Here is a 26,096-nt window from a genome sequence, read left to right on the forward strand (position 1 = left end):
AATCTGCCCATGTCCAAGACCACGCCTGCCACCCTCGCGCTGACCAGTGCCGGCATCGCCTTTGCCACGGCCACCTATGCCTACAATCCCGATGCGGATCGGGTCGGGCTGCAGGCGGCCGAGGCGATGGGCGTATCGCCTAGCATCGTGCTCAAGACGCTGATGGCGGAAGTAGATGGCAAGCCAGTCTGCGTTGTGGTGCCGTCGGATGAGGAAGTGAACATGAAAAAGCTGGCGGCGGCGTTTGGCGGCAAGTCGGCGCATATAATGAAGCCAGCCGATGCAGAGCGGCTGACTGGCTACAAGGTGGGCGGGATCAGCCCGTTTGGGCAAAAAAAGCAGGTGCCGACTGCGGTCGAGGAATTGGCGACGCTGGAGGATGAAGTGTTCCTCAACGGCGGGCAGCGCGGGCTGCAGATCCGAATGAAACCGGATGATCTGGTGGCGGCGCTCGGTGGCAAGGCCGCGGACTTGATACGGTAGTAAAAACCAAACCCATAGAAGACAAAAGGCGCCCGAGCGGACGCCTTCATCTCAAGTCTTATGCAGCTACCAAGTCTTAGTTGGCGTAAGTGCCGCGAGCGATGTTCTTGATGTCGCCCTTGGTGATGCCGAGATCATTGAGCTGACGGGTGTCGAGAGCGTTGAGCTCGCGCATGGTGCGCTGATACTGAGCAAACTGTGCGATTTTCTGGCGGATGGTCATTTTGGTTCCCCTTCGTTTGATGACCTCTATGTAGACCCTGCCCCTAGTGATTAGAAGATGGACTCTCTGCACATCCGTTATGCATCCAGTGCAAACAAAAGAGGCAGTTCCTTCATATTCGGTTCAGCCTATTATTTGGACATTCCATGTCTATGGTAGCGCCACCCCGCGCCAATCCATTGATTTTACAAAGAAAAACGAACGTCACTCTCGTGACGCCCGCGTTAATGGTTTTTTGACCATCTGGTAAAGAGCCATGCGTTCAGCGCTGAATTGGCTCCCTGCCCTCTTCATTTGCTATGCGCCGGTCTTCGCGCAGCTCAAACCACATGGCGTTGAGAATGGCGAAGCTTGCGGCCAGGCCCAGGCCGAGGATCCACGAGAAATACCACATGAGCGTCTCCTAGTAGGCGTTGGGGTTCTTTTCGAGCGACTGCGTGCTGACGTTGCCGCGCATGACGCGGAACACCCAAGCGGTGTACAGCAGGATGATCGGCAGGAAGAATGCGGTCACCAGCAGCATGATGAACAGCGTCAGGTGGCTGGAGCTGGCGTCCCACAGGGTCAGGCTGGAATTCGGCACTGTCGAGGATGGCAGCAGGAACGGGAACAGCGAGAGGCCTGCCGTCGAGACGATGCCGAAGATGGCAAGGCTCGATGACAATAGCGTTGGTAGCCGCAAGCGTGCCTGGAGGCCCACCACGGCGCCGATCAGGCCGATGAAGCCCAGCACGGGCGCCGCGATCATCCAGGGATAGAGCCCGTAGTTGGCAACCCAGCCGCCGCGGGTCAGCACCACGGTCTTGGCCAGCGGGTTGATGGCGGCATTGCCGTCCACCACGCTGGTGATGGCATAGCCATCCATCCAGAAGGAGACCCAGATGCCGCCAAGGGCAAACAGAACCAGCGTCAGCACGCCGGCTAGGCTGCCATAGGTGCGGGCGCGTTCGGCCACTGGGCCGGTGGTGCGACCGGCGATGACGGCGGCGCCCTGAGTGACGATCATGCCGACGCTGACGAGGCCGGTGAGCAGGCCAAAGGGCATCAGCAGCAGGAAGAAGTTGCCGGTGTAGAAGGAACGCATGGTGTCATCGAGATGGAAGGGTGCGCCGAGCAGCACATTGCCCACCGCGACGCCCATGATCAGCGCCGGCACGAAGCCGCCGATGAACAGAGCCCAATCCCAGGTGGCGCGCCAGCGTGGGTCCTTGATCTTGCCGCGGAACTTGAAGCCGACTGGGCGCAGAATCAGCGCCAAGAGGATCACGATCATGGCGAGATAGAAGCCGGAGAAACTGACGGCATAGAGCGGCGGAAAGGCCGCAAAAATGGCGCCACCGCCGAGGACCAGCCAGACCTGGTTACCTTCCCAGGTCGGCCCAACAAGATTGAGCAGTACGCGGCGTTCATCGTCGGTGCGGGCGGCAAAGGGCAGCAGAGCGCCGACCCCCATGTCACGGCCGCCCATGACGGCAAAGCCGATCAGCAACACGCCGAGCAGCATCCACCAGATCAGGCGCAGGGTTTCGTAGTCGAGTGGAATGGCGTTCACGATCCGAGCTCCTGTGTTGCGGGTGTCGATGGCAGGGCGGCGATGACGAAGTCCTGGTCATCCTCTTCGTCGGCAAACAGCTTGTCCTGCGGGCCGGCCTTAATGATCTTGACCATCAGCATGATCATGATGACGAACAGGGTCGAATAGAGCAGCGTGAAGAAGCTCAGCGAGATGACCAGGTCCCAGAAGTGGAGGCCGGATGCGGCGTAGAACGTTGGGAGAACCCCTTCCACCACCCATGGCTGGCGGCCGAACTCGGCGATGAACCAGCCTGCCTCGATAGCGACCCACGGCAATGGCAACACGAGGAAGCCGACCCACAGCAGAGTTCGATTGGTTTCCAGCCAGCCGCGCGAGGCGCGGTAGAACCACAAGGCAAAGAAGGCGATGAAGAAGAAGCCCAGCCCCATCATGATGCGAAAGGTCCAGAACAGCGGCCAGACTTCAGGCACCGTATCGGCCGCAGCCAGCGCGATTTGCTCGTCAGTGGCGTTGCCGACATCTTCGCGGTAGCGCTTGAGCAGCAGGCCATAGCCGAGGTCGGGCCAATGCTGTTCGAACACAAGGCGTGCATCGACATCGTCGCCGTCGACGTTGCCAGCGCGGATTTCCTGCAGCGCGTCATAGGCCACCATGCCCGAGCGAATGCGGGTCTGCGCGTGGTCGACCAGTTCTTCGATGCCAGGCAGGACAGTGTCGAACGAGCGCGTGGTGATCAACCCGCCCATCCACGGAACCTGCAGGGACCAGGTCGGGGCACCGCCGTCGGGCCCAGGCAACGCAAATATAGTCCAGGGCGCGGGAGCCGGCTCGGTGTGAAAGCTGGCCTCCATGGCCGCGATCTTCATCTTCTGATGCTCGGTCGCGACATAGCCGCTTTCGTCACCGAGCACGACGACAGACAGCGCCGAAGCGAGGCCGAAGCTGGCGGCTACGATCATCGAGCGCTTGGCCATTTCGACGTGCTTGCCCTGCAGCAGGAACAGGCAGGAAATGGCGAAGATGAACACTGCGCCGCAGACATAGCCGGCGCTGACGGTGTGGACGAACTTGGCCTGTGCCACCGGATTGAAAATCACCGCAATGAAGTCTGTGACTTCCATGCGCATGGTATCGGGATTGAACTTGGCGCCGACCGGATTTTGCATCCAGCCGTTGGCGATCAAAATCCACAGGGCGGAGAAATTGGCGCCGATCGCCACCAGCCAAGTGACTGTCAAGTGGCCCAGCTTGCTCAGGCGATCCCAGCCAAAGAAGAACAGGCCGATAAAGGTGGCTTCGAGGAAGAAGGCCATCAGGCCCTCGATGGCCAGTGGCGCGCCGAACACGTCGCCCACATAGTGGCTATAATAGCTCCAGTTCATGCCGAACTGGAATTCCATGACGATGCCGGTAGCGACACCCATGGCGAAATTGACGCCGAACAGCGTGCCCCAGAACAGGGTCGCCTTACGCCAGACCTCGCGGCCGGTCATCACGTACACGCTTTCCATGATGGCCATCATGACGGACAGGCCAATGGTCAACGGCACGAAAATGAAGTGGTACATGGCGGTGGCGGCAAATTGCCACCGCGAAAGTTCGACAATGGTCATGTCGATCATGGCGCGACTGCCCCTATGCTTGGCAGCGCCCGAGTCGGCGTCGCCCTGACGATCATATGCTCTTCAAGATTTGAGCATGCCTTGATTCAGATCAAGGGTTGGAGCTGCGGCGCGATATAGTGGAGGCCTATGTCCATCTCCCGCATTTGCACAACCACAGCGCGGCACCGCCCCTTCGATGGGGGAGGTTTGTTGGGGTCGGGGGTGTGGATTAGCCCAGATACTTGCTGGCTAAACGCCCCCCTCCCTAGCCCTCTCCGCAAGGCGGAGGGTACCGTTCCGTGCTCCGCGGTGGCTCAGTGACAGATACAGATCGCCAGAATGGCAAGACGCTTTCGGGGCTAAGCCGACATGGCGGTGGCTGGCTGATCACCGCGATCGCGGCGCCGCTGCTGGGTGGGGCGCTGCTGGTGTGGCAGGCCTGGACGCTGGCCGCTGTCGTAGGACGGGCCATCGAGGGTGGAGCGCCGATTGCGACGCTGGGGCCGTCTGTGGGTTTGATCCTGATGATCCTGTCGGTGCGTGCCGCGTTGGGCGCCATCGGTGATCGCGCCGGGACTGCGGCTGCCGAGACCATCAAGACGGGACTGCGCAATGCACTGTTTGCCCAATTGCTGGCGCGGTCGCCACGGGAGGCCGAGCAGGCGCAATCTGGTGCAGCGTCGTCGGCCATCATCGATCAGGTCGAAGCGCTCGACGCGTTCTTTTCGCGCTACCTGCCGGCCATGGTCGGGGCGACCATTCTGCCTATCGCCTTTGGGGCGATCATACTGCCGCTGGACTGGCTGACCGGCCTGCTTTTTCTCATCACCGCGCCGCTGATCCCGCTGTTCATGGCACTGGCCGGCTGGGGCGCGCAGGTTGCCACCAACAAGCAGGCTCGCGCGCTGAGCCTGTTAAATGGCCGATTTTCCGATCGATTACGAGGGCTGGTGACACTGAAACTGTTCGGGCGTGCCGAAGCAGAGACCGACGGCATTGTTGCCGCCAGCGATGAGCTGCGAAAACGCACCTTGCGGGTGCTGCGCATCGCCTTCCTGTCTTCGGCTGTGCTCGAATTCTTCGCGGCGCTTGGGGTCGCAGGCGTGGCCCTCTATATCGGGCTTAGCCTGATCGAATACCTGAATTTGCGCTCGAGCCCGATGACGCTGGAGCTCGGCCTTTTCCTGCTGCTCATGGCGCCGGAAATCTACAATCCGCTGCGCCTGCTGGCGGCGCATTATCATGATCGCGCATCGGCCAAGGCAGCGATCGGCGAAATCGAGGCGCAGCTCGGCGCACTGCCCAAGGCAGGATCGACGCTGGTGGATGCTCCGGTCATTCGTAACAAGGGAGCGCTTGGCGTTGCCCTTAGCAACCTGACCCTGCGCACGCCGGATGATGCCCGGATTATTCTCGCTGACAGCAGTTTCAACGTCGCCCCCGGCGACCACATTGCCATTCTCGGCCCGAGCGGCATTGGCAAGTCCACGCTGCTGGAGGCCATCGCCGGGCTGCGACTATACGAGGGCGACATTGCCCTCGACAAGCTTACGCTGGCGGATTGGCCGCTGTCTAATCTGCGGGGCCGCGTAACCATGCTGGGACAAAAGCCGCGCATTTTTGCCGGCTCGATGGCAAGCAACATCGCATTGGCACGGCCTGGCGCCAGCCTGGCGGAGATTCGGCGCGCGGCTGAACTGGCCCATGTGGCAGGTTTCGCCGATGCCCTGCCCGATGGACTGGATACCCACATGGGCGAAGGTGGATTGGGGTTGTCTGGCGGGCAGGCGCAGCGCATTGCTCTGGCGCGGGTCTACCTGCGCGATGCCGGGCTGATCCTGCTTGATGAGCCGACCGCCCATCTCGATGCAGGGCTGGAGCAGGACGTGCTGGACGAACTCAAGCGCTATGCGCGGGGCCGCACCCTGATCATCACCACCCATTCGCTCGCGGTTGCCGCCCGCATGGACAAGGCCTGGCGGATTGCCGGCGAAGCCTTGTTGCCCATGCCGCTGCCGGCTCGCAAGCATGGACAAGTCGCATGAAGTCGCTCCTTACCTTTCGTAGCCTGCTCCTCAGCCAGGCCAAGGGTTTCACCCTTGCGCTGCTGTTGTCGCTGGTCGCCGTGGCCGCGGGCGTTGCGCTGCTGGGAACGTCTGGCTGGTTCATCACCTCTGCCGCGCTTACCACGGCGGGACTGGCGTTCAACCTGTTCGTGCCGTCGGCGCTGGTGCGGGCCTTCTCCTTTGTCCGCATCCTGGCTCGCTATGGCGAGCGCCTCAGCGGCCATGATGCGACGCTGCGGCTGCTCGCCGACCTGCGCGGCTGGCTGTTTGCCAGGCTTTTTCCGCGCCTGCCACTGGTGGATCGCAGCCTGCGCCATGGCGATCTGGTCAGCCGCCTCACGGCCGATGTGGATGCGCTGGACACGGCCTTTCTGGTCGCCATCGGGCCGATTGCTGCCGCACTGATTATCGGCGGCGCACTGACGGGTGTGCTGGTGTGGTTGCTGCCGAGCGCCGCTTTGGTGTTCGGGATCTGTTACGGGGCTGCCGTTTTGGTGGTGCCCACAGGCCTCGTTCTCGCCAGCCGCAGCACTGGCCGCGATATGGTGCGCCGCGCCACTGATGCGCGTGCTGCCGTGCTGGACGGCATCGAGGGGCACGTGGACCTGACGGTCTATGGCGTGCTGGGCACGGCGCAGGCCGGCTTTGTCGATACCGCCAGCAGGCTCACTGCCGCCAAGGGGCGTCTGGCCAGCTTCACCGCCTGTGCGGGTTTTGCCGTGCAGGTATTGGCAGCTTTGGCGTTGGTAGGCTCGCTCTGGCTTGGTCTGCAGGCTTTCGAAACGGGTAGTATCGACGGCGCTGTGCTGGCTGGCCTGCTGCTCGCCATCATGGGCAGCTTTGAGGCCACCAACGTCATCGTGCGCAGCGTCAGCAAGCTGACCACCGCCATGGCTGCCGCCGAACGACTGACTGCGATTGCAGAAACGCCTCTGGTGGTTGCCGACCCGGCAGCCCCTGCTGCCCTGCCCGCCGACACGACGATCACTCTGAGCGATGTCACCTTCAGCTATGGTGGCCCGCCGGTGCTGGCCAATCTCGATCTTACCATTTTGCCCGGCGAGCATGTGGCGATTACCGGCGCTAGTGGCGGCGGCAAGTCGAGCTTGCTCAACCTGTTGCTTCGTCTCGCCGATCCCCAACTCGGCAGCATCACGCTGGGCGGCACTGCTCTGGCTCAACTACGGCAGGCCGATATTCATGCTAGCCTGGCCCTGCTGAGTCAGGACAGCCCGCTGTTCAATGACACCATCCGCGCCAACCTGCTGATCGGCCGGCCGGATGCCGATGACGAAGCGTTGTGGTCGGCGCTGCTCGATGCAGGCGTCGAGGAGTTTGTGCGAGCACTGACGAACGGCCTGGATACACTGCTCGGGGAAAGCGGCCGCACGGTTTCGGTCGGCCAGGCGCGTCGACTGTGCCTAGCGCGCGTGCTGCTATCGCCGGCCCGGATTCTGTTGCTCGACGAGCCGACAACTGGACTGGACCGGACCGCGGAAGTGGCGTTTTTCGAAACGCTGCATAAAGCTGCCAAGGGCTGCAGCGTGATCGTGGTCACGCATGCGGCGATCCCCGAAGGTACGATGGATCGGGTGCTGGAAATGAGGAATGGAATGCTGAGGTAGCGCCACTTCACCTCTTCCCAGAGGAGCGAAATGAGAAAAGTCTAGCCGCAGCGAACGCGCAACCGGGCCAGGTCGGGGACCAAGACGTGGCGGTAGTTTTCGATTTCGATGACGTTGTCGGCCTTGAGCTTGCTCATTTGACGGCTGACAGTCTCGATGGTCAGGCCGAGGAAATCGCCGATATCGGCGCGGCTCAGCGGCAGGTCGAAGGTGGTGACCTCGCCACCTGGATCGATATGGCTGGCGATCAGATAGAGGAAGCTGGCGACCTTTTCGGCGGCGGTCTTGCGGCCAAGCGTCACCATCCAGTCGCGCGCTTCATCGAGCTCGCGCAGGGTTTGCAGCATTACGCGGTGTTCGAGTTCCGGATTTTGCCGCACCAGCGCTTCGAGCGCCAACTTGGGGATCATGCAGATATCGACGTCGGAAGCGGCCTCGGCCGTCACCCGGCTTTCGTTGGCAAACAGGCGTCCGAGCAGGTCGGGCGCAAACTGCAGGCCCACCACTTGCTGGCGGCCGTCTTCGAGAATTTTCGAGAGCTTCACCACCCCATGCAGCACATTGCCATAGCTGGTAATCGGCTCGGCATCGGCCAGAAGCTGGTCGCCGGCATGGTGATGGACGCGGCGCGTGTGCTTGGAAAGGGCAGAAAGTTGCTGGGCGTTCAGCGCAGCGCAAATACCTTGGTGGCGCGACTCGCAGCTTTGGCACAGCGCGGGAATGGAAGAAGTGTGGATGTCGTTGCGGACGGACTGCATGGCATATCGTCTCCTGACAAGACCGATGTAGGCGCGGAGCGAGGTACCTATAAGTTGCGCAACTGTCGCAGTGCCAACCTGCCGCATGATGCCGAAAAAAAGTCCAACCGACACTCGCGCACAGCTCTCATGGCCTCGTTAGCTTAAATCGCTCAACTGGAGCGATTCGTCCCCGCGGGCCGCTTCCAAGCTTGACCTTCCCATGATGGGAAGGTCTATATGTGATGGGACGAGGTGAATACCATGAACGAACACGTCCATTCCAAGCCGCTTTCCATCGATATTACGGGCATGACCTGCGCTTCCTGCGTGTTGCGGGTGGAGAAGTCGCTGCTCAAGGTGCCGGGGGTGACATCGGCGTCGGTGAACCTGGCGACCGAGCGTGCGACCGTGCACGGCGGTGATGGTGACGCCCTGCTGAGCGCGATCGCCAAAGCCGGGTACACTGGCAGCAAGACGCCCGAGGTCCACGATCACGGTGGGCATCATCACCATGACGAAGATGCCGCCATCCTTCGTCGCGATGTGCTGATTGCGGGGGTGCTGACGCTGCCAGTATTCGTGCTGGAAATGCTCAGCCATCTTTATATGCCGTTCCACATGGCACTGACCGCGCTGGTTCCGACGCAGGTGCTGTGGGTGGCGTATTTCATTGCCACCAGTATCGTGCTGTTCGGGCCGGGCTGGCGTTTTTTCAAGGTAGGTATACCGGCGCTGCTGCGCGGTGCGCCGGAGATGAACTCGCTGGTCGCGCTGGGCGCCGGTGCGGCCTACCTCTACTCAGTGGTTGCCACTTTTGCGCCGCAGCTGCTGCCTGAGGGCACGCGCTATATCTATTACGAGGCCGCGGCGGTCATCGTGACGCTGATCCTCGTTGGACGCTGGCTGGAGGCGCTGGCCAAGGGCCGCACCGGCGAGGCGATCCAGCGACTGGTGCGCGAGCAGGCCAAGACCGCGCGGGTGCAGCGTGACGGAAAAACCGTGGAGCTGCCGATCGAACAGGTGGTGGCGGGCGATATTATCCTGGTGCGGCCGGGCGAGAAGATCGCGGTCGATGGCGAGATCGTCGATGGGTCGAGCCATGTGGATGAATCAATGATTTCGGGCGAGTCCCTGCCGGTGTCCAAGACCGTCGGCGCTGCGGTGGTCGGCGGGACGCTCAATACCTCGGGCAGCTTCAGCTTCCACGCCACCAAGGTGGGCGGCGATACCATGCTGGCGCAGATCATCCGCATGGTCGAGGAAGCGCAGGGTGGCAAGCTGCCGATCCAAGGGGTGGTCGACAAGATCACGCTTTGGTTCGTGCCAGCCGTCATCGCGCTAGCGGTTTTGACCTTTGGCGTCTGGGCGGTGTTTGGACCGGAACCGGCCTATACATTTGGGCTGGTCAATGCGGTGGCTGTGCTGATCATCGCCTGCCCTTGCGCCATGGGCTTGGCCGTGCCGACCTCGATCATGGTCGGCACTGGCAGGGCGGCAGAGCTCGGCGTGTTGTTCCGTAAGAGCGAGGCGCTGCAGCAGTTGCGCGATGCCAAGGTGGTGGCCTTCGACAAAACCGGCACGCTGACCGAAGGCAAGCCGGCGCTGACCGACCTGATCCTCGACGATGATTTCGAGCATGACGAGGTGCTGGCGCTGGTGGCGGCCGTGGAGGCCAAGTCGGAGCATCCAATTGCGGCTGCTATAGCCGCGGCGGCTGAAAAGGCAGCCCTTAGCCTGGGCGTCGCAACCGAATTCCAGTCGCATGCCGGTAATGGCGTTACCGCGCGGGTCGATGGGCGGCTGGTGTCGGTGGGGTCGCAGCGATATCTCGGGCATCTGGATTTTTCGGACTTCGCAAATGCGATCGAAAAGCTCGCGGACGCGGGCAAGACGCCGGTGTTTGCCGCGATAGATGACAAGCTGGCAGCAGCCATTGTCGTTGCCGATAGCATCAAGCCAACCAGCAAGGCCGTGATCGCGGCGCTGCATGCGATTGGGCTGAAGACCGTGATGATATCGGGGGACAATCGGCGAACAGCCGAGGTGATTGCCCGGCAGTTGGGCATCGACGAGGTGCGGGCCGAGGTGTTGCCGGCCGAAAAAGTGTCCACGATCAAGGCGCTGCGGGCTTTTGGCGTGGTCGCTTATGTGGGTGACGGCATCAACGATGCCCCTGCCCTTGCGGAAGCCGATATCGGCATCGCGGTGGGTACCGGTACGGACGCCGCCATCGAAAGCGCCGATGTGGTGCTGCTCGGCGGGGATCTTGGCGGCGTGCTCAATGCGCTGGCCGTGAGCCGGGCGACGATGCGCAACATCTGGGAGAATCTCGGCTGGGCCTTTGGTTACAACGTGCTGCTGATACCGCTAGCGGCGGGGGTGTTGTATCCGGCGTTCGGCATTCTGCTCAATCCGATGATCGGCGCCGGCGCCATGGCGCTGAGCTCGGTGTTCGTCGTCTCCAATGCGCAACGTTTGCGCACCATAAAGGGCGTACGCCCATGAATATCGGCGAGGCCTCCAGCGCTACTGGCGTGTCGGCGAAGATGATCCGCTATTACGAGTCGATAGGATTGATCCGGGCGCCGCTGCGCACCGGGAGCAATTATCGGGTGTATGGCGACGACGAGGTGCATGTCCTGCGTTTCGTCAAACGGGCGCGAACGCTGGGTTTTTCGGTGGACGAGACCGCTACGCTGCTGGGGCTATGGCAAGACAAGTCGCGGGCCAGCGGCGAGGTCAAGGACATCGCGATCGGCCATATTGCGGCACTCGAAACCAAGATTGCCGAGCTGCAGGGGATGGTGAAAACGCTCAAGCACCTGGCGCATTGCTGCGGCGGCGACAAGCGGCCGGACTGCCCGATTCTGGATGACCTTGCGGGCGAAGGCCCCATAACGAATAGATACCGAGATGACTGACAAGACCGTGTTTATCGTCAACGACATGACCTGCAATCATTGCGTCGGCACGGTGACAAAGGCGCTGCAGCAGGCGCTGCTGGGCGCCGAGATCTCGGTGGATCTGGCAACCCACAAGGTAAGCTTTTCCGGCGACAAGGCGGCGGGCGAAAACGCCATTCGCGAGGCCGGCTATACGCCCGAGGCCGCCTAGCTTTTCTTACTTCTCTTTTGGCTCAGAAGTCAGAACGTTCAAGCATCCAGCAGAGGCAGGAAGCCTCCAAAAATGCGTCGGGTGTCATCGCCTGGCGCATTGTCCTCCTGCATGCGCGGGTCTTGAAAGATCTTCGGCCAAGCCGCACCGCGCACGGTCTTGGATGGCCATTCGATGAACGAAAACACGACGGTCTCGTCTGGCTTGGCGTTGACCGCCTTCTTGAAATCGGTTTGCTTTCCATCGGGCACGTTGTCGCCCCAGGCATCGATGAAGCGCGTCGCGCCCAGCTCGGTAAAGATCGCGGCCTGCCGCTTTAGCAGCGCGCTGTAGTCGTCTTTGCGCGCGGTCAGTACGGGAATGATCGCACCATCGACATAGCCCGGTTTAGCAGCCGTGCCGACCTCGTGAACGCCATGGAAGCCGCCATAGATCAAGCGCGCACCGTCAAATGGCATATTGGCTCCATCTGCGCCATGGCTGGATCATTGCTCATCTTTTCGCCGGCCGCATCGGCAGCGGCCTTGTCGGTAAATTCCTGCCATGAGAAGACGACCACCTCGTCCGCCTTGGCGGCCACCGCGCGGCGGAAATCGGTCAGCTCGCCGTCCTTCACATCGTCGCCTCAGGCTTCCATCAGCCGCATGGCCCCACAGCCTTTCAACCGATCGACGTAGTGCTCGGCAAATTTCCTGTACTTGTCCTTGTTGCCAGCCGGAACGGCTGCGACGAAGCCGGAAATATAGGTCATTTTTCTCTCCCCTTCTGCCTCGCCGGCAGGAGGCCGAGCAAACAGCAAAAGTTCCTGCTTGAAAAGATCGCAGGATTTCGTGGCAGGGATGTGATGGGAGTTTGGTGAGCCTCAACGGCGCCAAATAGTCCGGCGTCGTCAGAGGCTCATGTCCTGAACGGCGGTCACGACGCGACGTTCCTGCGGCATGTTGTCAAACGCTCGTGAGCGTAAAGCAAAGGGCGCCCGATGCGGGGCGCCCTCCAGATGAACGGATTCTGAACGAAAATCAGAACGGGCTGTCGGCGTCCAGGAAGTCGGCCGCGTTGTCCTTGGTGATCAGGGTCGAGTCGAGAATGTAGCGACCGGCAACCTGCACGCCACCGACGAGGTGCGACGTGGTCAGCTCGATGGCCGTGGCGATCATGGCCGGGCTGTAGCTGACGTCGACGGGGGTCAGTGCGTCGCCATTGGCCACGGCCTGCAGGATCTGCTGCATGCCAGCGCCGCCGACGACGAACATTTCGCTTTCACGGCCAGCCTGCTTGATGGCTTCGATAGCGCCTAGGGAGATGTCGTCGTCCTGGGTCCAGACACCCTTGATGTCGGGGAAGCGAGTCAGGAAATCCTGCATCACCTTGAAGCCGTCATCGCGGTTCCAGTTGGCGAATTCGTCGTCGAGAACGGTGAAGTTGCCGCCTTCGATGCCGCTCATGAAACCGTCGAAACGCTGCTGATCGATCGGGATCGGCAGGCCGCGCAGGATGACGATGTTGCCGCCTTCAGGCAGCGCTTCCTTGAAATAAGTAGCGGCGTTGGCACCGAGGCCGGGATTGTCGCCGGCCACATAGAGGTTTTCGACACCGGTGATCGACAGCTGGCGATCGACCACGGTGACGAACTTGCCGGCATCCTTGACCTGCTTGATGGCCGAGGTCATCGCATCGGGATCGCCCGGCAGGATGACGAGGGCATCGATATTGCGGGTCGAAACCATGTCTTCGATATCGGCGATCTGCTTGGGCGCATCGGGGGCCGAAGCAAACACGAACTCGACGTTGGGATAGGTGGTCTTGAGGCGATCGATGGATTGCTGGGCGAAGTAATTCACGCCGCCGGTCCAGCCATGGTCGGCCGCCGGCACGGAGACGCCGATGGTGACCTTGTCCTGCGCCACGGCGACGCCGCCCAGGCTGCCGGCCACGATGGCCGTCGCCAAAAGGGATTTTACCAGTTTCATTTCAGTCCTCCCGTAAGTGCCCTTTTCGGGCGATGTAACTTCGTATTCCCCGATGCCACCCGGTGCTTGATGACCTTGCGAGCGGCGCCGGAAATTGTGGTCGCTAGGTGCGCTTGCCGCGTTGCAGCAGCACGGCGAGAATGATGATGACGCCCTGGAACGCCCCGTTGAGATAGGGGCTGATCAGGCTCTGCAGATTGAGAATATTGCCGATCAGGCCGAGGATAACGACGCCCACCACGGTGCCCCAGATGCGGCCATAGCCGCCCTTAAGGGTGGTGCCGCCGATGATCACGCCGGCAATGGCCTCAAGCTCCCACAGCACGCCCGTGGTGCTGGAGGCCGAGCCAAGCCGCGGCACATAAAGCAGCACCGCGACGCCGACCAGCAAGCCCTGCAGAATGTAGGTCAGCAGGCGGACGTTATCGACGTTGATCGAGGAATATCGGGCGACCTGCTCATTGGAGCCGATGGCAGCGCAGTGGCGGCCGAAAGCAGTCCGACGCATTAGGATTTCGCCGCCGATGGCCACCAGCGCGAAGACGATGATGGGGTAAGGCACGCCGAGCAGTCCGTCATAATAGACCGGACGATAAACGTCGGCGACATCGAAGTTCAGCGACAGCGTGCCGCCGTTGGCGAGAAATGTCACCAGCGAGCGAAAGATGCCCATGGTGCCCAGCGTCACGATGAAGGCCTCGATGCGGCCTCGGGTGATCATCAATCCGTTGAAAGTACCAGCCACGCCGCCGAGCAAAATGCCTGCCAGCATGCCGGCCAGCACGACGCCCCAGCCGATGCCCATGGTCGGAATGAGCCAATTCATCACCATGATCATGAGGCCGGCAATCACTGCCGCCATCGAGCCGACAGAGAGATCGATACCGCCAGCGGTGATGACGAAGGTTGCGCCGATAGCAATGATGCCGATGAAGGACGAGCGTGCCAGCACATTGGTCAGGTTGCTGTAGCTCAGGAAATTCTCGTTGAGCGAGATGCCGAGCAGGACCAGCAGCAGCAGGGCCAGCAAAGGGCCGACCGTCTTGAGCTCGAGGCGGAAGCCGCGCTTGGGTTTTTCGGAAATATCAGACGCTGCGCTCATCGTGTCCACTCTGCTTGATGCCGGCGGCGTACCGCATGATTTCTGCTTCGGTAATCTCGGCGCCTTCAAGCAGCCCGGCGAGGCGCCCCTCGCGCATCACCACCACGCGATGGCAGAGGCCGATTACTTCCTGCATCTCGGAGGAGATGACGATGATCGATTTCCCCTCGGCGGCGAGAGCGGCGATGATATGATAGATCTGCTGCTTGGTGCCGACATCGATGCCGCGGGTCGGCTCATCCATGATGATGATGTCCGGCTCGCTTTCCATGGTCTTGCCCAGCATCAGTTTCTGCTGGTTGCCACCCGACAGGCGACCGACAGCCACCGTGGCATCGCGCGCGCGGATATCGAAACGGCGCACCGCCCGCTCCAGCGCCCGGCTTTCGCTGGCGGTATCGAGGAAGCCGGCCTTGAGATGGCGCTTAAGGGTGAGCAGGGTCAGATTTGGCCGCAGGCCCATGTTGAGCAGTAGGCCCTTGCCCTTGCGATCCTTGGTCATGTAGGCGAGGCCCGCTTCGACCGATTGCGCAACGCGGGTGAAATTGACCGGCTTGCCGTCGAGCGTGATTTCGCCGCTATCGCGGTGACTGAGGCCGACGATGGCTTCGGCGACGGCGGTGCGGCCCGATCCGATCAGGCCGGCGAAGCCTAGGATTTCACCCTTGCGCAGGTCAAAGGAAATATCCTTGACGCCAGTCGCCACGAGGTTGCGCACCCCCAGCACCACCGGCGCATCGACATCGGGCTCATGCTTGGGCGGGTAGAGATTGGACAGTTCGCGACCGACCATCATCTGGGCAATGGAATCAGGCGTTAGCGCTTCGGTGCCGACGGTGGCGATCCACTGCCCGTCGCGCAGCACGGTGACGCGGTCGGCCAGCTCCATGATTTCGTCGAGCTTGTGGGAGATAAAGATCACGGCGACGCCGCGTGCGGTCAGGCGGCGGATCTGTTCGAACAGGGTCTCCGTCTCGCCCACGGAGAGCACGGCGGTCGGCTCGTCCATGATCAGCACGCGGGCGTCGCGGCTGATGGCCTTGGCAATTTCTACCATCTGCTTGTCGGCGACGGACAGCGTATTGATACGGGCGTCCGGATCGATCCGGACGTGCAGCGTTTCCATGACGGCGCGAGCGCGTTTGCGCATTTCGCCAACCTCGAGAAAGCCGAATTTCTTGAGTTCCCGGCCGAGGAAGATCGAGTCCGCCACCGTCAGGTGTTCGGCCAGGTTTTGCTCCTGGTGAATGAGCACGATGCCCATGGATTCTGCGGCGCCATTGGGGGGCAGGACCACGGTCTGGCCGTCAAAACCGATCGAGCCGGAGGTTGGCTGTTCTATGCCAGAGAGGATTTTGATCAGCGTAGATTTGCCAGCACCGTTCTCGCCGATGATGGCGTGAACTTCGCCGGGCCTGATATCGAAATCTATGCTGAACAGCACCGGAATTTCGCCAAACGACTTGGAAATCCTGTTCGCTGACAGAATGGCTGGCGCAGGGGTGCCTTGGGCAATAATCAACGTGAAACCCCTCCCTCGAATGCGGTCCGCTTGGCGCGGGCTCTTCATCCGTGACATCGATGTAAAGGTTTTCATAAATGATGTAAAGGTTTACACAAACGGGAAACCGTGTAGCCTTGTGCAAATGTTGTGGCGCAACCAGCGCCTTCTGCTAAAGGCAGCAAAGCGGGACCGCCGCGGGGGCGGAGCGCCAATTGCAGCACCAAAAGCTGGCCACTATCGAGGACGTTGCGGCGATCGCCGGCGTATCCATCGCCACGGTCAGTCGTGCTATCAACGAGCCGCGCAAAGTGGCGGACGAGACCCGCCGTCGCGTCAGCGAAGCCGTCGCCCAAACCGGCTATACAACCAATGCCATGGCGCGCTCGCTGCGCATGCGCCGGTCCAACATGATCCTGATTCTGGCGCCCGATGTGGGTGATCCGAACTTCTCCAATATCCTGGTCGGCCTCGAGACCGAGGCCAGCAAGCGCGGTTATGGCGTGTTGATTGGCAATACGCAGAACGACGCCACGCGCGAGACGGATTATCTGCGTTTCATCAGCTCCAACCAGGCCGACGGGCTGATCCTGTTTACCGGCCACCTGCCCTATGGCTTTGGCAATGAAGCCGGCGAGGCGCGGCTGCCGCCGATGGTGGCGGTGAACGAGCCCGTCAGCAACAGCGATGTGCCGTTTGTGGGCGTTGATAATTTCGAGGGCTCGCGTGTCGCCACCGAACACCTGATTTCGCAGGGTCACCGCCGCATCGCCTTTATCGGCCACTCGACCAGCAAGGCGGTCAACATGCTGCGCGAGCGCGGCTATCGCGCGGCGCTGGAGGGCCAAGGCATTCCGATCGACCCGCGCCTGATCCTTGATGGTGACGGCACAACGGAATCCGGTCGTGCTGCCACGGAGCACATGTTCGTGCGCGACGTGCTGCCGACGGCGTTCCTTTGCGTCAATGACGCGACGGCGCTCGGCGTCATCATCTCGCTCAACGCGCGGCGCTATGACCTGCCGCGCGAATTCTCGGTGATGGGATTCGACGATATTTCCTTCGCCAGCTTCGTGACTCCGTCGCTGACCACGATGAAGCAGCCGCGGCTTAAAATTGGCGAAGAAGCGATGGACCTCTTGCTGGCACTGCTGGAAGGCAAACCGCCCCGGCAGAAGGAAGTGCTGCTGCGGGCGGAGCTGATCGTCAGGAACTCGGTGGGGCGTGCTGCGCGGGAGTGATGGTGTGGGGTGATGGTTTGGCCACGGAGGCTGAGGCTCCTTCGTCCAAGATAGAAAAGTCAGCCGCCGTTTTTGGCTAGCCAGGCTTGCATCCAGGCGATTTCTTCCTCCTGCGCGGCGATGATGGCTTCGGCAAGGGCCTTCACTTCTGGGTCGGTGCCGTGCTCAAGCTCGATGCGCGCCATCTCGACCGCGCCCTGGTGGTGCGGGATCATGCTGCGGATGAAATCTACGTCGGCGTTGCCGGTGAGTTCCGCCGACATGTCCTGATGCATTTTGGAGTTTGCGGCCATAAAGGCCTCGGTGGCCGCATTGCCGGTTGCGGCCGGCATGGCGTGACCTGAATGGTCCTGCGCCAATGCAGGAATGGCCAGGCCAATGGCAAGGGATGCGGCAAGTAACAGCGTCTTCATGAGGCACCTCTGGCTGGTGTCGACAGCAGCATGCAGGATTGCCGCATGGGAAGGTCAAGCGCATTGACGCTGCCAGACGAGCTTGTTACTTAATTCTATGCTTAACCAAACTCCCAATCTCGACCTGATGTTCCAGGCACTGGCCGATCCCACCCGTCGTGCCATGATCGATCGCCTGAGCCATGGCCCTGCCTCGGTCAGCGAACTGGCGAAGCCCTTTGCGATGTCGCTGCCGGCTGTGGTGCAGCATCTGGCGGTGCTGGTGAGTTCGGGGTTGGTGACGTCGCAGAAGCTGGGTCGCGTGCGCACTTGCCAGATTCAGCCCGAGGCGCTGAGCCTTGCCGAGCAGTGGATCAACGACCGGCGCACCCTATGGGTCAAACGGCTCGACCGGCTGGGCGATTTCCTGGCCGAAACGGCGGATGATGAACGGCGATGAAGACCATTCTTATTGTGGGCATCGGCGCCGGTAGTCCGGAGCATCTGACGGTTCAGGCGATCAATGCGCTCAATCGGGCCGACGTGTTGTTCGTGCCGGACAAGGGCGCGAGCAAGGCTGATCTGGCGGACCTGCGGCGTGAGATCATCGCGCGCTATGTCACCAATCCAGCGAGCCGGACGGTGGGTTATCGCGTTCCCAAACGCGATGCGGCCAATCCCGATTACGGCGCTGGCGTGCATGATTGGCACGAGGCGCTGGCGGGTATTTTCAACGGGCTGCTGGAGGATGTGCCGGACAATGGCGCCGCGGCATTCCTCGTCTGGGGCGACCCCGGCCTTTACGATTCCACCATCCGGATCGTCGAAAAACTGCGAGGCGAGTATGCCGTCGAGATCATCCCCGGCATTACCTCGATCCAGGCGCTGACGGCAGCGCATGGCATTGCGCTCAACCGCATCGGCAAGCCGGTGCATATCACCACCGGGCGCAGGCTGGGCATGGTGACGGACGACACGGTGGTGATGCTCGATGGCCAGACGGCCTTTCTCACTGCCGATCCCGAACTGGATATTTTTTGGGGTGCCTATCTCGGCACGCCGGACGAAATCACCATCGCGGGGCGGCTGGGCGCAGTGCGCCAGCAGATTGTCGAGACCCGCAAGATGGCGCGGGAAAAGCACGGCTGGATCATGGATACATATCTGCTGCGCAAGAGGGACTGAGAGCGGTTCCCCCCATCGCGCCAATCCGCTAAAAAGCCTCCATGTCATTCGCCCTTCCCATAGCACCGCAGCGTCGCGGCGCCTGCCCTACGCTCGATGCACCGATGCAGACCGGCGACGGCCTGCTGGCGCGGATTCGGCTCGCCGGTGGGCGGATCGACCCGCTGCGGCTGGAGCAGCTGGCGACTATTTGCGGCACCTATGGCAATGGCGTGATCGAAATCACCGCGCGCGGTAACCTGCAGGTGCGCGGGCTAAGCGATGCGATCGTCGCCCGGTTTGCGCGCGAGGTGCGCGAGGTGGTGACGTTGGAAACTGGGCCCGTGGTGGAGACGCCGCCGCTGGCCGGTGACGATACGCTGGAGTTTGTCGATCCGCGTCCGCTGGCAGTCGAGATCAGGACGCTTGCGGCGCCGCTGACGGCACGCCTTGGGCCGAAGGTGACTGTGGTGGTCGATGGCGATGGGCAAATCGGACTGCAGGCGCTCAAGGCGGACCTGCGCCTCGTTGCGACGGCTCGGGATCGCTGGCTGGTGTTTGGGGGTGTGGCCTTGCTGGGATCGACTGAGCGGCCACTGGATTGTGCGCGGATCGTGCTGACGGCGCTGGCGGCGTTGGGACCAGCCGGTCGCGCCACGGACTTGCCGCGGGCAGACATCGAGGCGGCTCTGGGCACACTGGTCGACCCGATGGCGCCGTTGTCGCTGCCGACATCCTCACCTATCGGGCATTTTCGGCTGCGGAAAAGCGCCGCCACCGGCCTTGGCCTGCCGTTTGGCGCCATCGCCTGGGAATCGATCGCGGCCTTGGCGGATGGCGCTTGGCGCTTTGGCATCAGCGAGTTCCGGCTGGGGCCGCATCACAGCCTGCTGGCCATCGGTGCGGATGGCAGCCTGATCGAGGAAGCGGCGCAAATCGGGTTCATCGTCGACCCGCGCGATCCCCGCACGCGGATCAGCGCCTGCATCGGCAGTGAGGGCTGTGCATCCGGCCATATCGCGGCGCGTAGCGAGGCGGCGCGGCTGGCCCCGCTGTTGCCAGCAGGGAGCAACCTGCATGTCTCGGGCTGCGCCAAGGGCTGCGCGCATCCCGGCAAGGCCGATGTGACGCTGGTGGGACGTTCGGACGGCTATGGCCTTGTCATCGGCGGCCGGGCAAGCGATACGCCACAGGCGCTGTTGCGCGCGGACCAGCTCGGCGCCGTGCTGGCCAGCGCGCAAGGATGACGATGCCTCAATACGACTACATCAAGGATGGCGACGCGATCTATGCGAAGTCGTTTGCCATCATTCGCGCCGAGGCCGATCTAGCCCGGTTTTCGCCCGGCGAGGCGGAACTTGCGGTTCGGATGATCCATGCTGCGGGCTCGGTCGAGGCGGCGGAGCATTTCGAATTTGGTCCCGGTTTTGTCGATGCCGCAAAGGCGGCGATGGCGGGTGGCGCACCGATTTTTTGCGATGCGGAAATGGTGGCGCGCGGCATAACCGCGACGCGCCTGCCGGCCGAGAATGAGGTGATCTGCACCCTGCGCGATGCGCAGACGCCGGTCATCGCTGCGGAGATCGGCAATACGCGCTCGGCGGCGGCGTTGCGCCTGTGGCTGCCAAGGCTGGCGGGGTCGGTTGTCGCGATTGGCAATGCGCCGACGGCGTTGTTTTTTCTGCTGGAGCTGCTGCGCGATGGGGCGCCGAAGCCTGCGGCGATCCTTGGCATGCCGGTGGGCTTTGTCGGCGCGGCGGAGTCCAAGGCGGCGTTGGCGGAGCATTCTTATGATGTGCCCTATGCGATAGTGCGCGGCCGGCTGGGTGGATCTGCCATGACGGCCGCGGCGCTGAATGCGTTGGCGAGGTCGGGCATATGACGGGCAAGCTCATCGGGGTTGGGACAGGGCCCGGCGATCCGGAACTGCTGACCCTCAAGGCGGTGCGGGCCATCGAACGTGCCGATGTTATCGCATATTTCGCCAAGCAGGGAAATTCCAGCAATGCCCGTGGCATCGTTGCCAGCCTGATCACGACGCAGATCGAGGAGCAGCTCGGCTATCCGGTGACGACGGAAATCGACCGGCGGCATGACGACTATAAATCGGCCACCAGCGCCTTTTATACAGAAGCCGCTGAACGCGTTGCCGCCCATCTCGACGCCGGGCGAACCGTCGCGGTTCTTAGCGAGGGCGATCCGCTGTTTTATGGGAGCTATATGCATATCCATGTGCGGCTGTCGCAGCGCTATCCGACTGAGGTGGTGCCCGGTATTACTGCGATGTCGGGCTGCTGGTCGCAGGCCGGACTGCCGCTGGTGCAGGGCGACGATATTTTAAGCGTGCTGCCGGGGACGCTGGACGAGATCGAGCTGCGCGACCGGCTGAATGGCAGTGATGGTGCGGTGATCATGAAGGTAGGCCGCAACCTTCCCAAAATCCGCCGCGCCATCGAGGCTGCCGGAAAGCTTGATAGCGCCGTCTATGTCGAGCGCGGCACCATGGCCAATGGCCACTCGATGCGGCTTGCCGACAAGACCGATGATGTGGCGCCGTATTTCGCCATCGTGCTGGTGCCTGGCTGGAGCACGCGGCCATGAGTGGCAGGCTGTTTGTCGTCGGCACGGGTCCGGGCAATCCAGAGCAGACGACGCCGGAAGCGCTGGCTGCCATCGAGGCGAGCCATGTGTTCTTTGGCTATGGGCCTTATCTCGACCGCCTCACCCTGCGTCCAGACCAACGCCGCGTCGCGTCGGATAATCGCGAAGAGCTGGCGCGCGCCAAGGATGCCCTGCATACCGCCGCGTCGGGTGAAAAAGTCTGCGTCGTATCGGGCGGCGATCCGGGCGTCTTCGCCATGGCAGCCGCCGTTCTCGAAGCGCTGGAGGCTGGCCCGCCAGCGTGGCGCCAGGTCGACTTGACCATCGTGCCGGGCATTACCGCCATGCTGGCCGTCGCTGCCCGCGTCGGCGCGCCGCTGGGGCATGATTTCTGCGCCATATCGCTATCCGACAATCTCAAGCCATGGACCGTCATCGAGTCCCGGCTACGTGCCGTCGCCGGTGCCGGGCTGGTGATTGCGCTGTACAATCCCATTTCAAAGGCACGTCCGCATCAGCTCGGCGCGGCCTTTGCCATCCTGCGAGAAGTGCTGCCGTGGTCAACGCCGGTAATCTTCGGCCGCGCCACTGGTCGATCCGATGAGGCGATCAGCACCATGACCTTGGCCGAGGCCGATCCGACCCGCGCCGACATGGCCACCTGCGTCATCATCGGCTCGCCTGAAACGCGCATCGTGGAGCGGGACGGCCTGCCGCCACTGGTCTATTCGCCCCGTTCGATCGGCCGCACGCCATGAGCTGGCTCTCGATCGTCGGCATCGGCGAAGACGGTGTGGATGGGCTCGGCGAGGCGGCGAAGCGCGCCGTGGTCAACGCCGACTATGTATTTGGTGGCGCGCGCCATCTGGAGCTGGCTTCGGCCCTGTCGCTGGGTGAAAGCCGGCCCTGGCTGACGCCGTTTTCACAGTCGATCGAAGCTATCCTGGCGCTGCGCGGAAAGGCAGTCTGCGTGCTGGCCTCAGGCGATCCGATGCATTTCGGCGTCGGCGCGACGCTGTCGCGACAGATCAAGACCGACGAGATCACGGTTTATCCGCACCCCTCCTCGTTCAGTCTGGCCGCCGCGCTTTTGGGCTGGCCGCTGCAGGAAGCGGTGACGCTGTCTCTGCACGGCCGGCCCATCGAGCTTTTGCGGCCACATCTGCATGCGGGTGTGCGCATCATCGCGCTAACCTCTGACGAGCATGGCCCAGCGGCGATCGCCAAACTGCTGGCAGAGACCGGCTTTGGCCTCTCCATCGTCACGGTGCTGGAGGCGCTCGGCGGGCCGGAAGAGACCATGCGCAGCCATGTCGCCATGAGCTTTGCGCTCACCGGCATCAACCCGCTCAACGTCGTCGCCATCAGTGTCGTCGCCCTGCCCAATGCGCGGATTTTGCCGCTGACACCGGGGCTGGACGATAGCCTGTTCGAGCACGATGGCCAGATCACCAAGCGTGAAATCCGGGCGCTGAGCCTGTCGGCGCTGGCGCCGCGCCGGGGCGAAACGCTGTGGGATATCGGCTCGGGCTCGGGCTCCATCGCTATCGAATGGATGCTGGCCGATCCAAGCCTGCGCGCCATTGCCATCGAGGCCAATCCTGAACGCGCGACCCGCATCGTCAATAATATGCTGGCCTGTGGCGTGCCCGACCTGCGCCTCATCATCGACAAGGCTCCGACAGCGCTCTACGCACTGGAGCCGCCCAACGCCATCTTCATCGGCGGCGGTGGCACCGACGATGGGGTGCTCGAAACCGCAATCAACACCCTGCGTCCGGGCGGTAGGATCGTGGTCAATGCAGTGACATTGGAACTAGAGGCGCTACTGATTTCGGTACACTCAAAGGTTGGCGGCAGTCTGACGCGCATCGCGATATCGCGCGCCGATGCGGTCGGCAGCATGACCGGCTGGCGCCCTGCCATGCCGATCACGCAATGGGCCTGGACCAAGCCATGACCGTTCATTTCATCGGCGCTGGGCCGGGCGCGGCGGACCTGATTACGGTACGAGGGATGCGGTTGCTGCAGGCTTGTCCGGTGTGTCTTTATGCCGGGTCGATCGTGCCGGTGGAGATGCTGGACTGGTGTGAGACTGGGACGCGGCTGGTCGATACGGCGCCGATGTCGCTGGACGAGATCGAGGCTGAATACGTGCTCGCGCATGAGGTCGGCGAGGATGTGGCGCGGCTGCATTCGGGTGATCTGTCGGTGTGGAGCGCGGTCGCGGAGCAGATGCGGCGGCTGGATCGACTGGGCATCCCCTACACACTGACGCCCGGTGTGCCGGCTTTTGCCGCCGCGGCCGCCGCGCTGGGGCGCGAGCTGACCATTCCTGCGACTGCGCAGAGCCTGGTGCTGACACGGGTTTCCGGACGCGCCTCGCCGATGCCGGAGCGGGAGACGCTGGCTGCTTTTGGGGCGACCGGGGCGACGTTGGCGATCCATTTGGCCATTCATGCGCTGGATCGGGTGGTGGGGGAACTGAAGCATGTCTATGGGGCTGATTGTCCGGTCGCCGTGGTGTTTCATGCGTCGTGGCCGGATGAAAAGATCATCCGCGGTACGTTGGCGGATATCGAGGCGCGGTTTGCGTCCGATCCGGTTGAGCGTACTGCGATCATCTTCGTCGGGCGCGGGCTGGGGTCAGAGGATTTCCGGGAGAGTTCATTGTATGACCCGGACTATCAGCGGCGGTTTCGGGACCGGGTTTAGGCGCAGGATTTTCAATCGACACCCTACCACTTGCGGGGAGGGTCTGGGAGGGGGGCGTTGGCCCTGATATTGGGGCTCTCGCGCCCCCACCCAGCTTCCCCCGTCGAGGGGGAGGGGTCGTGCGGCGTTTGAGGAGGCCGTAGTGTCTCCCTCAGCATGGGGAGATTAGTGGGGTATCCAAAAACCTCATGCCGCCTGCCATTCGGGCGTGTCCCTCATGGTCTTGGCTCCTAAAATCACGCCACTGGCGTGATTTTGCCTTCGGCCGGCGCCAAGTATCCAAACTGCGCTTTGTGCAGCACTGCATACGCCCCGTCCTTGGCCAGCAGGTCATCGTGGCTGCCCTCCTCCACAATCCCCGTTTCGTCGATGACGACGATGCGGTCGGCGTGCTGGATGGTGGCGAGACGATGGGCGATGACCAGCGTGGTGCGGCCTTGCGACAGTTCGGCCAGCGAGCGCTGGATGGCGACTTCGGTGGCGGTATCGAGAGCAGAGGTGGCTTCGTCGAGGATCAGGATCGGCGGGTTCTTGAGGAAGATGCGGGCGATGGCGACACGCTGCTTCTGGCCGCCCGAGAGCTTGACGCCGCGTTCGCCGACCAAGGTGTCGAGCCCTTCCGGCAGGCGTTTGATGACGCTGTCGAAGCGGGCGCGCCTGGCCGCATCCCAGATCGCCTCGTCGTTGGCGCCGAGCTGGCCGTAGGCGATGTTCTCGCGAATGGTGCCGCCGAACAGGAACACGTCCTGCTGCACGATGCCGATCTGGCTGCGCAGCGAGTTCTGCGTCATGTCGCGAATGTCGATACCGTCCACGGTGATCGTACCGCCATCAAGTTCATAAAACCGCGGCAACAGCGAGCACAGCGTGGTCTTGCCGGCGCCGGAGGGCCCCACGATGGCAACGGTCTCGCCCGCCTTGACCACAAGGTTGAGGCCATCGAGCACCTTGCGGCCCGCCTCATAGGAAAAAGCCGCGTCCTTGAACACGATATCGCCCTTGAGGTGATCCACCACCACTGCATCCTTGCGGTCGGCAATGTCGGGCTCGGTGTCGATGAGCGTGGTGAAGCGGCGGAAGCCGGCAATGCCCTTGGGATAGCTTTCGAGCACGCTGGTGATCTTGTCGACCGGGCGCATGAAAACGTTGACCAGCAGCAGGAAGCTGACGAAGCCGCCATTGCTTAACTCGCCCTGAACCACCAGCCAGGAGCCGACCAGCATGACGATAAGCTGCACCAGTCGCGTGCTGAGATAGGTGATGGTGATGCTGGCTGTCATGTAGCCATAGGCCTGCAGCTTGGTGCTGCGATAGGCATCGTTATTGCGGGCGAAAAGCTTGGCTTCATGCGGCTCATTGGCAAAGGCCTTGACGACGCGAATGCCGCCGATGGCGTCTTCGATGCGGGTATTGAAGTCGCCGACCTGGCGGAACAGCTTGCGCCAGTTTTCCGTCATCCGGGCGCCATAGCGGCTGACCAGTCCGGTCATTACCGGCACGATCAGCGTGGTCAGCAGCGCCAGCTTCCAGTTGACCGTGAACATCAGGATGAAGGCGCCGATGAAGGTCATCACCGCGATGAAAACGTCCTCGGGGCCGTGGTGTGCCACTTCGCCGACATCTTCGAGATCCTTGGTGACATGGGTAATCAGGTGCCCGGTCTTGTTGTTGTCGAAGAAGCGGAAGCTGAGCTTTTGCAGGTGATCGAAGACCTGCCGGCGCATGTCGGTTTCGATGCCGATGCCCAGCATGTGGCCGAAGTAATTGACCACGCCGGTCAATGCCGCAGTGATGACATAGATGCCCAGCAAGGCAGCACCGGCAATCAGGATGAGGCCAAATTCGGAGCGCGGCAGCAGTTGATCGATGAAATAGGCGACAGCCAGGGGAAAGGCCAGTTCGAGCAGGCCGGCTACAACCGCACAGCCGAAATCGAGCAGGAACAGGCCCTTATAGGGCAGATAATAGGAAAAGAACCGCTTGAGCATTAAGGCACTGACTTTGGCTTGGGACGCTCC

At 62.4% G+C, this 26,096-nt stretch carries 26 protein-coding genes and 1 pseudogene; 15 read left to right on the plus strand and 12 right to left on the minus strand.

The annotated features are described in order from the left end of the window. Positions 1-9: 9 nt before the first annotated feature. Positions 10-483, plus strand: a complete 474-nt coding sequence (gene ybaK, locus WH91_RS06455; protein WP_046170179.1) for a Cys-tRNA(Pro) deacylase — start codon at positions 10-12, stop codon at positions 481-483. 76 nt (positions 484-559) lie between these two features. On the opposite strand, the gene WH91_RS23260 is transcribed toward ybaK, so the two are convergent. From WH91_RS23260 to WH91_RS06465, 4 genes are all read right to left on the minus strand, one after another. After that, on the minus strand, positions 560-706 hold the full coding sequence (locus tag WH91_RS23260) for a DUF1127 domain-containing protein (protein ID WP_074797373.1): 147 nt from the start codon (positions 704-706) through the stop codon (positions 560-562). Between the two features lie 262 nt (positions 707-968). After that, positions 969-1,100 (minus strand): cytochrome bd-I oxidase subunit CydX, encoded by a 132-nt coding sequence (cydX, locus tag WH91_RS23265; RefSeq protein WP_074797375.1) that lies wholly within the window; start codon positions 1,098-1,100, stop codon positions 969-971. 9 nt (positions 1,101-1,109) lie between these two features. Beyond that, entirely contained in the window at positions 1,110-2,258 is a 1,149-nt protein-coding gene (cydB, locus tag WH91_RS06460; protein WP_046170180.1) for a cytochrome d ubiquinol oxidase subunit II, read from the minus strand. Beyond that, positions 2,255-3,862 carry a cytochrome ubiquinol oxidase subunit I gene (locus WH91_RS06465; RefSeq protein ID WP_199533499.1) on the minus strand — a complete coding sequence of 536 codons (1,608 nt, stop codon included), beginning with the start codon at positions 3,860-3,862 and terminating at the stop codon, positions 2,255-2,257. The genes cydB and WH91_RS06465 overlap by 4 nt, the downstream gene beginning before the upstream one ends. A 302-nt stretch (positions 3,863-4,164) precedes the next feature. On the opposite strand from WH91_RS06465, the gene cydD reads away from it, so the two are divergent. Both cydD and cydC read left to right on the plus strand, forming a co-directional pair. After that, positions 4,165-5,892: a thiol reductant ABC exporter subunit CydD gene (gene cydD / locus WH91_RS06470; RefSeq protein WP_158409527.1), complete on the plus strand. Its 1,728-nt coding sequence runs from the start codon at positions 4,165-4,167 to the stop codon at positions 5,890-5,892. Further along, the gene (cydC, locus tag WH91_RS06475) at positions 5,889-7,538 is read left to right on the plus strand and encodes a thiol reductant ABC exporter subunit CydC (RefSeq protein WP_046170183.1); all 1,650 of its coding nucleotides are present in this window, start codon (positions 5,889-5,891) and stop codon (positions 7,536-7,538) included. The genes cydD and cydC overlap by 4 nt, the downstream gene beginning before the upstream one ends. A 41-nt stretch (positions 7,539-7,579) precedes the next feature. Here the strand turns inward: cydC and WH91_RS06480 are convergent, their stop codons facing one another. Further along, entirely contained in the window at positions 7,580-8,296 is a 717-nt protein-coding gene (locus WH91_RS06480) for a Crp/Fnr family transcriptional regulator (protein ID WP_046170184.1), read from the minus strand. Positions 8,297-8,539: 243 nt separating this feature from the next. On the opposite strand from WH91_RS06480, the gene WH91_RS06485 reads away from it, so the two are divergent. From WH91_RS06485 to WH91_RS06495, 3 genes are read left to right on the plus strand one after another with little or no spacing between them, the layout of a single operon-like run. Then, entirely contained in the window at positions 8,540-10,783 is a 2,244-nt protein-coding gene (locus WH91_RS06485) for a heavy metal translocating P-type ATPase (protein ID WP_052952635.1), read from the plus strand. Then, positions 10,780-11,199, plus strand: coding sequence for a Cu(I)-responsive transcriptional regulator (gene cueR / locus WH91_RS06490; protein ID WP_046170185.1), 420 nt, complete (start codon positions 10,780-10,782; stop codon positions 11,197-11,199). The genes WH91_RS06485 and cueR overlap by 4 nt, the downstream gene beginning before the upstream one ends. Further along, positions 11,192-11,392: a heavy-metal-associated domain-containing protein gene (locus WH91_RS06495; protein WP_046170186.1), complete on the plus strand. Its 201-nt coding sequence runs from the start codon at positions 11,192-11,194 to the stop codon at positions 11,390-11,392. The genes cueR and WH91_RS06495 overlap by 8 nt, the downstream gene beginning before the upstream one ends. Positions 11,393-11,430: 38 nt before the next feature. Here WH91_RS06495 and WH91_RS25310 read toward each other — a convergent pair whose 3' ends face one another. From WH91_RS25310 to WH91_RS06520, 5 genes and pseudogenes are all read right to left on the minus strand, one after another. After that, complete coding sequence (locus WH91_RS25310; protein WP_342028104.1) at positions 11,431-11,829, minus strand: DUF1428 domain-containing protein; 399 nt, start codon at positions 11,827-11,829, stop codon at positions 11,431-11,433. Then, positions 11,826-12,143, minus strand: a pseudogene (locus tag WH91_RS25315) (DUF1428 domain-containing protein). The gene WH91_RS25310 and the pseudogene WH91_RS25315 overlap by 4 nt, the downstream one beginning before the upstream one ends. A 268-nt stretch (positions 12,144-12,411) precedes the next feature. Continuing rightward, the gene (locus WH91_RS06510; RefSeq protein ID WP_046170187.1) at positions 12,412-13,362 is read right to left on the minus strand and encodes a substrate-binding domain-containing protein; all 951 of its coding nucleotides are present in this window, start codon (positions 13,360-13,362) and stop codon (positions 12,412-12,414) included. A gap of 103 nt (positions 13,363-13,465) precedes the next feature. Then, on the minus strand, positions 13,466-14,464 hold the full coding sequence (locus WH91_RS06515; RefSeq protein WP_046170188.1) for an ABC transporter permease: 999 nt from the start codon (positions 14,462-14,464) through the stop codon (positions 13,466-13,468). After that, complete coding sequence (locus tag WH91_RS06520) at positions 14,448-16,043, minus strand: sugar ABC transporter ATP-binding protein (protein ID WP_425285336.1); 1,596 nt, start codon at positions 16,041-16,043, stop codon at positions 14,448-14,450. The genes WH91_RS06515 and WH91_RS06520 overlap by 17 nt, the downstream gene beginning before the upstream one ends. 137 nt (positions 16,044-16,180) lie before the next feature. Between WH91_RS06520 and WH91_RS06525 the strand changes: the two genes are divergently transcribed. Next, the gene (locus tag WH91_RS06525) at positions 16,181-17,206 is read left to right on the plus strand and encodes a LacI family DNA-binding transcriptional regulator (RefSeq protein ID WP_046170189.1); all 1,026 of its coding nucleotides are present in this window, start codon (positions 16,181-16,183) and stop codon (positions 17,204-17,206) included. Between the two features lie 59 nt (positions 17,207-17,265). Here WH91_RS06525 and copM read toward each other — a convergent pair whose 3' ends face one another. Further along, the gene (gene copM / locus WH91_RS06530; protein WP_046170190.1) at positions 17,266-17,619 is read right to left on the minus strand and encodes a CopM family metallochaperone; all 354 of its coding nucleotides are present in this window, start codon (positions 17,617-17,619) and stop codon (positions 17,266-17,268) included. A 97-nt stretch (positions 17,620-17,716) separates the two neighbouring features. Here copM and WH91_RS06535 point away from each other — a divergent pair, with 97 nt between their 5' ends. Genes WH91_RS06535 through cobM form a run of 8 tightly spaced genes read left to right on the plus strand, consistent with a single transcriptional unit; the run spans position 17,717 to position 24,078 of the window. Then, on the plus strand, positions 17,717-18,058 hold the full coding sequence (locus WH91_RS06535; RefSeq protein WP_046170191.1) for an ArsR/SmtB family transcription factor: 342 nt from the start codon (positions 17,717-17,719) through the stop codon (positions 18,056-18,058). After that, positions 18,055-18,783, plus strand: a complete 729-nt coding sequence (cobF, locus tag WH91_RS06540; protein WP_046170192.1) for a precorrin-6A synthase (deacetylating) — start codon at positions 18,055-18,057, stop codon at positions 18,781-18,783. Before WH91_RS06535 ends, cobF begins: the two co-directional genes overlap by 4 nt. A gap of 41 nt (positions 18,784-18,824) precedes the next feature. Further along, a complete protein-coding gene (gene cobG / locus WH91_RS06545) occupies positions 18,825-20,009 on the plus strand; it encodes a precorrin-3B synthase (RefSeq protein WP_046170193.1) in 1,185 nt (394 codons plus the stop codon). Positions 20,010-20,011: 2 nt separating this feature from the next. After that, on the plus strand, positions 20,012-20,644 hold the full coding sequence (locus WH91_RS06550) for a precorrin-8X methylmutase (protein WP_046170194.1): 633 nt from the start codon (positions 20,012-20,014) through the stop codon (positions 20,642-20,644). After that, a complete protein-coding gene (locus WH91_RS06555) occupies positions 20,641-21,363 on the plus strand; it encodes a precorrin-2 C(20)-methyltransferase (RefSeq protein WP_046170195.1) in 723 nt (240 codons plus the stop codon). Before WH91_RS06550 ends, WH91_RS06555 begins: the two co-directional genes overlap by 4 nt. Then, positions 21,360-22,121 carry a precorrin-3B C(17)-methyltransferase gene (locus tag WH91_RS06560; RefSeq protein ID WP_046170196.1) on the plus strand — a complete coding sequence of 254 codons (762 nt, stop codon included), beginning with the start codon at positions 21,360-21,362 and terminating at the stop codon, positions 22,119-22,121. The genes WH91_RS06555 and WH91_RS06560 overlap by 4 nt, the downstream gene beginning before the upstream one ends. Next, positions 22,118-23,323, plus strand: a complete 1,206-nt coding sequence (locus WH91_RS06565) for a bifunctional cobalt-precorrin-7 (C(5))-methyltransferase/cobalt-precorrin-6B (C(15))-methyltransferase (RefSeq protein ID WP_046170197.1) — start codon at positions 22,118-22,120, stop codon at positions 23,321-23,323. The genes WH91_RS06560 and WH91_RS06565 overlap by 4 nt, the downstream gene beginning before the upstream one ends. Continuing rightward, on the plus strand, positions 23,320-24,078 hold the full coding sequence (gene cobM, locus WH91_RS06570; RefSeq protein ID WP_046170232.1) for a precorrin-4 C(11)-methyltransferase: 759 nt from the start codon (positions 23,320-23,322) through the stop codon (positions 24,076-24,078). The genes WH91_RS06565 and cobM overlap by 4 nt, the downstream gene beginning before the upstream one ends. A gap of 236 nt (positions 24,079-24,314) precedes the next feature. On the opposite strand, the gene WH91_RS06575 is transcribed toward cobM, so the two are convergent. Then, the gene (locus WH91_RS06575; RefSeq protein ID WP_046170198.1) at positions 24,315-26,066 is read right to left on the minus strand and encodes an ABC transporter ATP-binding protein; all 1,752 of its coding nucleotides are present in this window, start codon (positions 26,064-26,066) and stop codon (positions 24,315-24,317) included. Between the last annotated feature and the right edge of the window lie 30 nt (positions 26,067-26,096).

The sequence above is a fragment of the Devosia psychrophila genome (assembly GCF_000971275.1).
Lineage (GTDB): Bacteria > Pseudomonadota > Alphaproteobacteria > Rhizobiales > Devosiaceae > Devosia > Devosia psychrophila.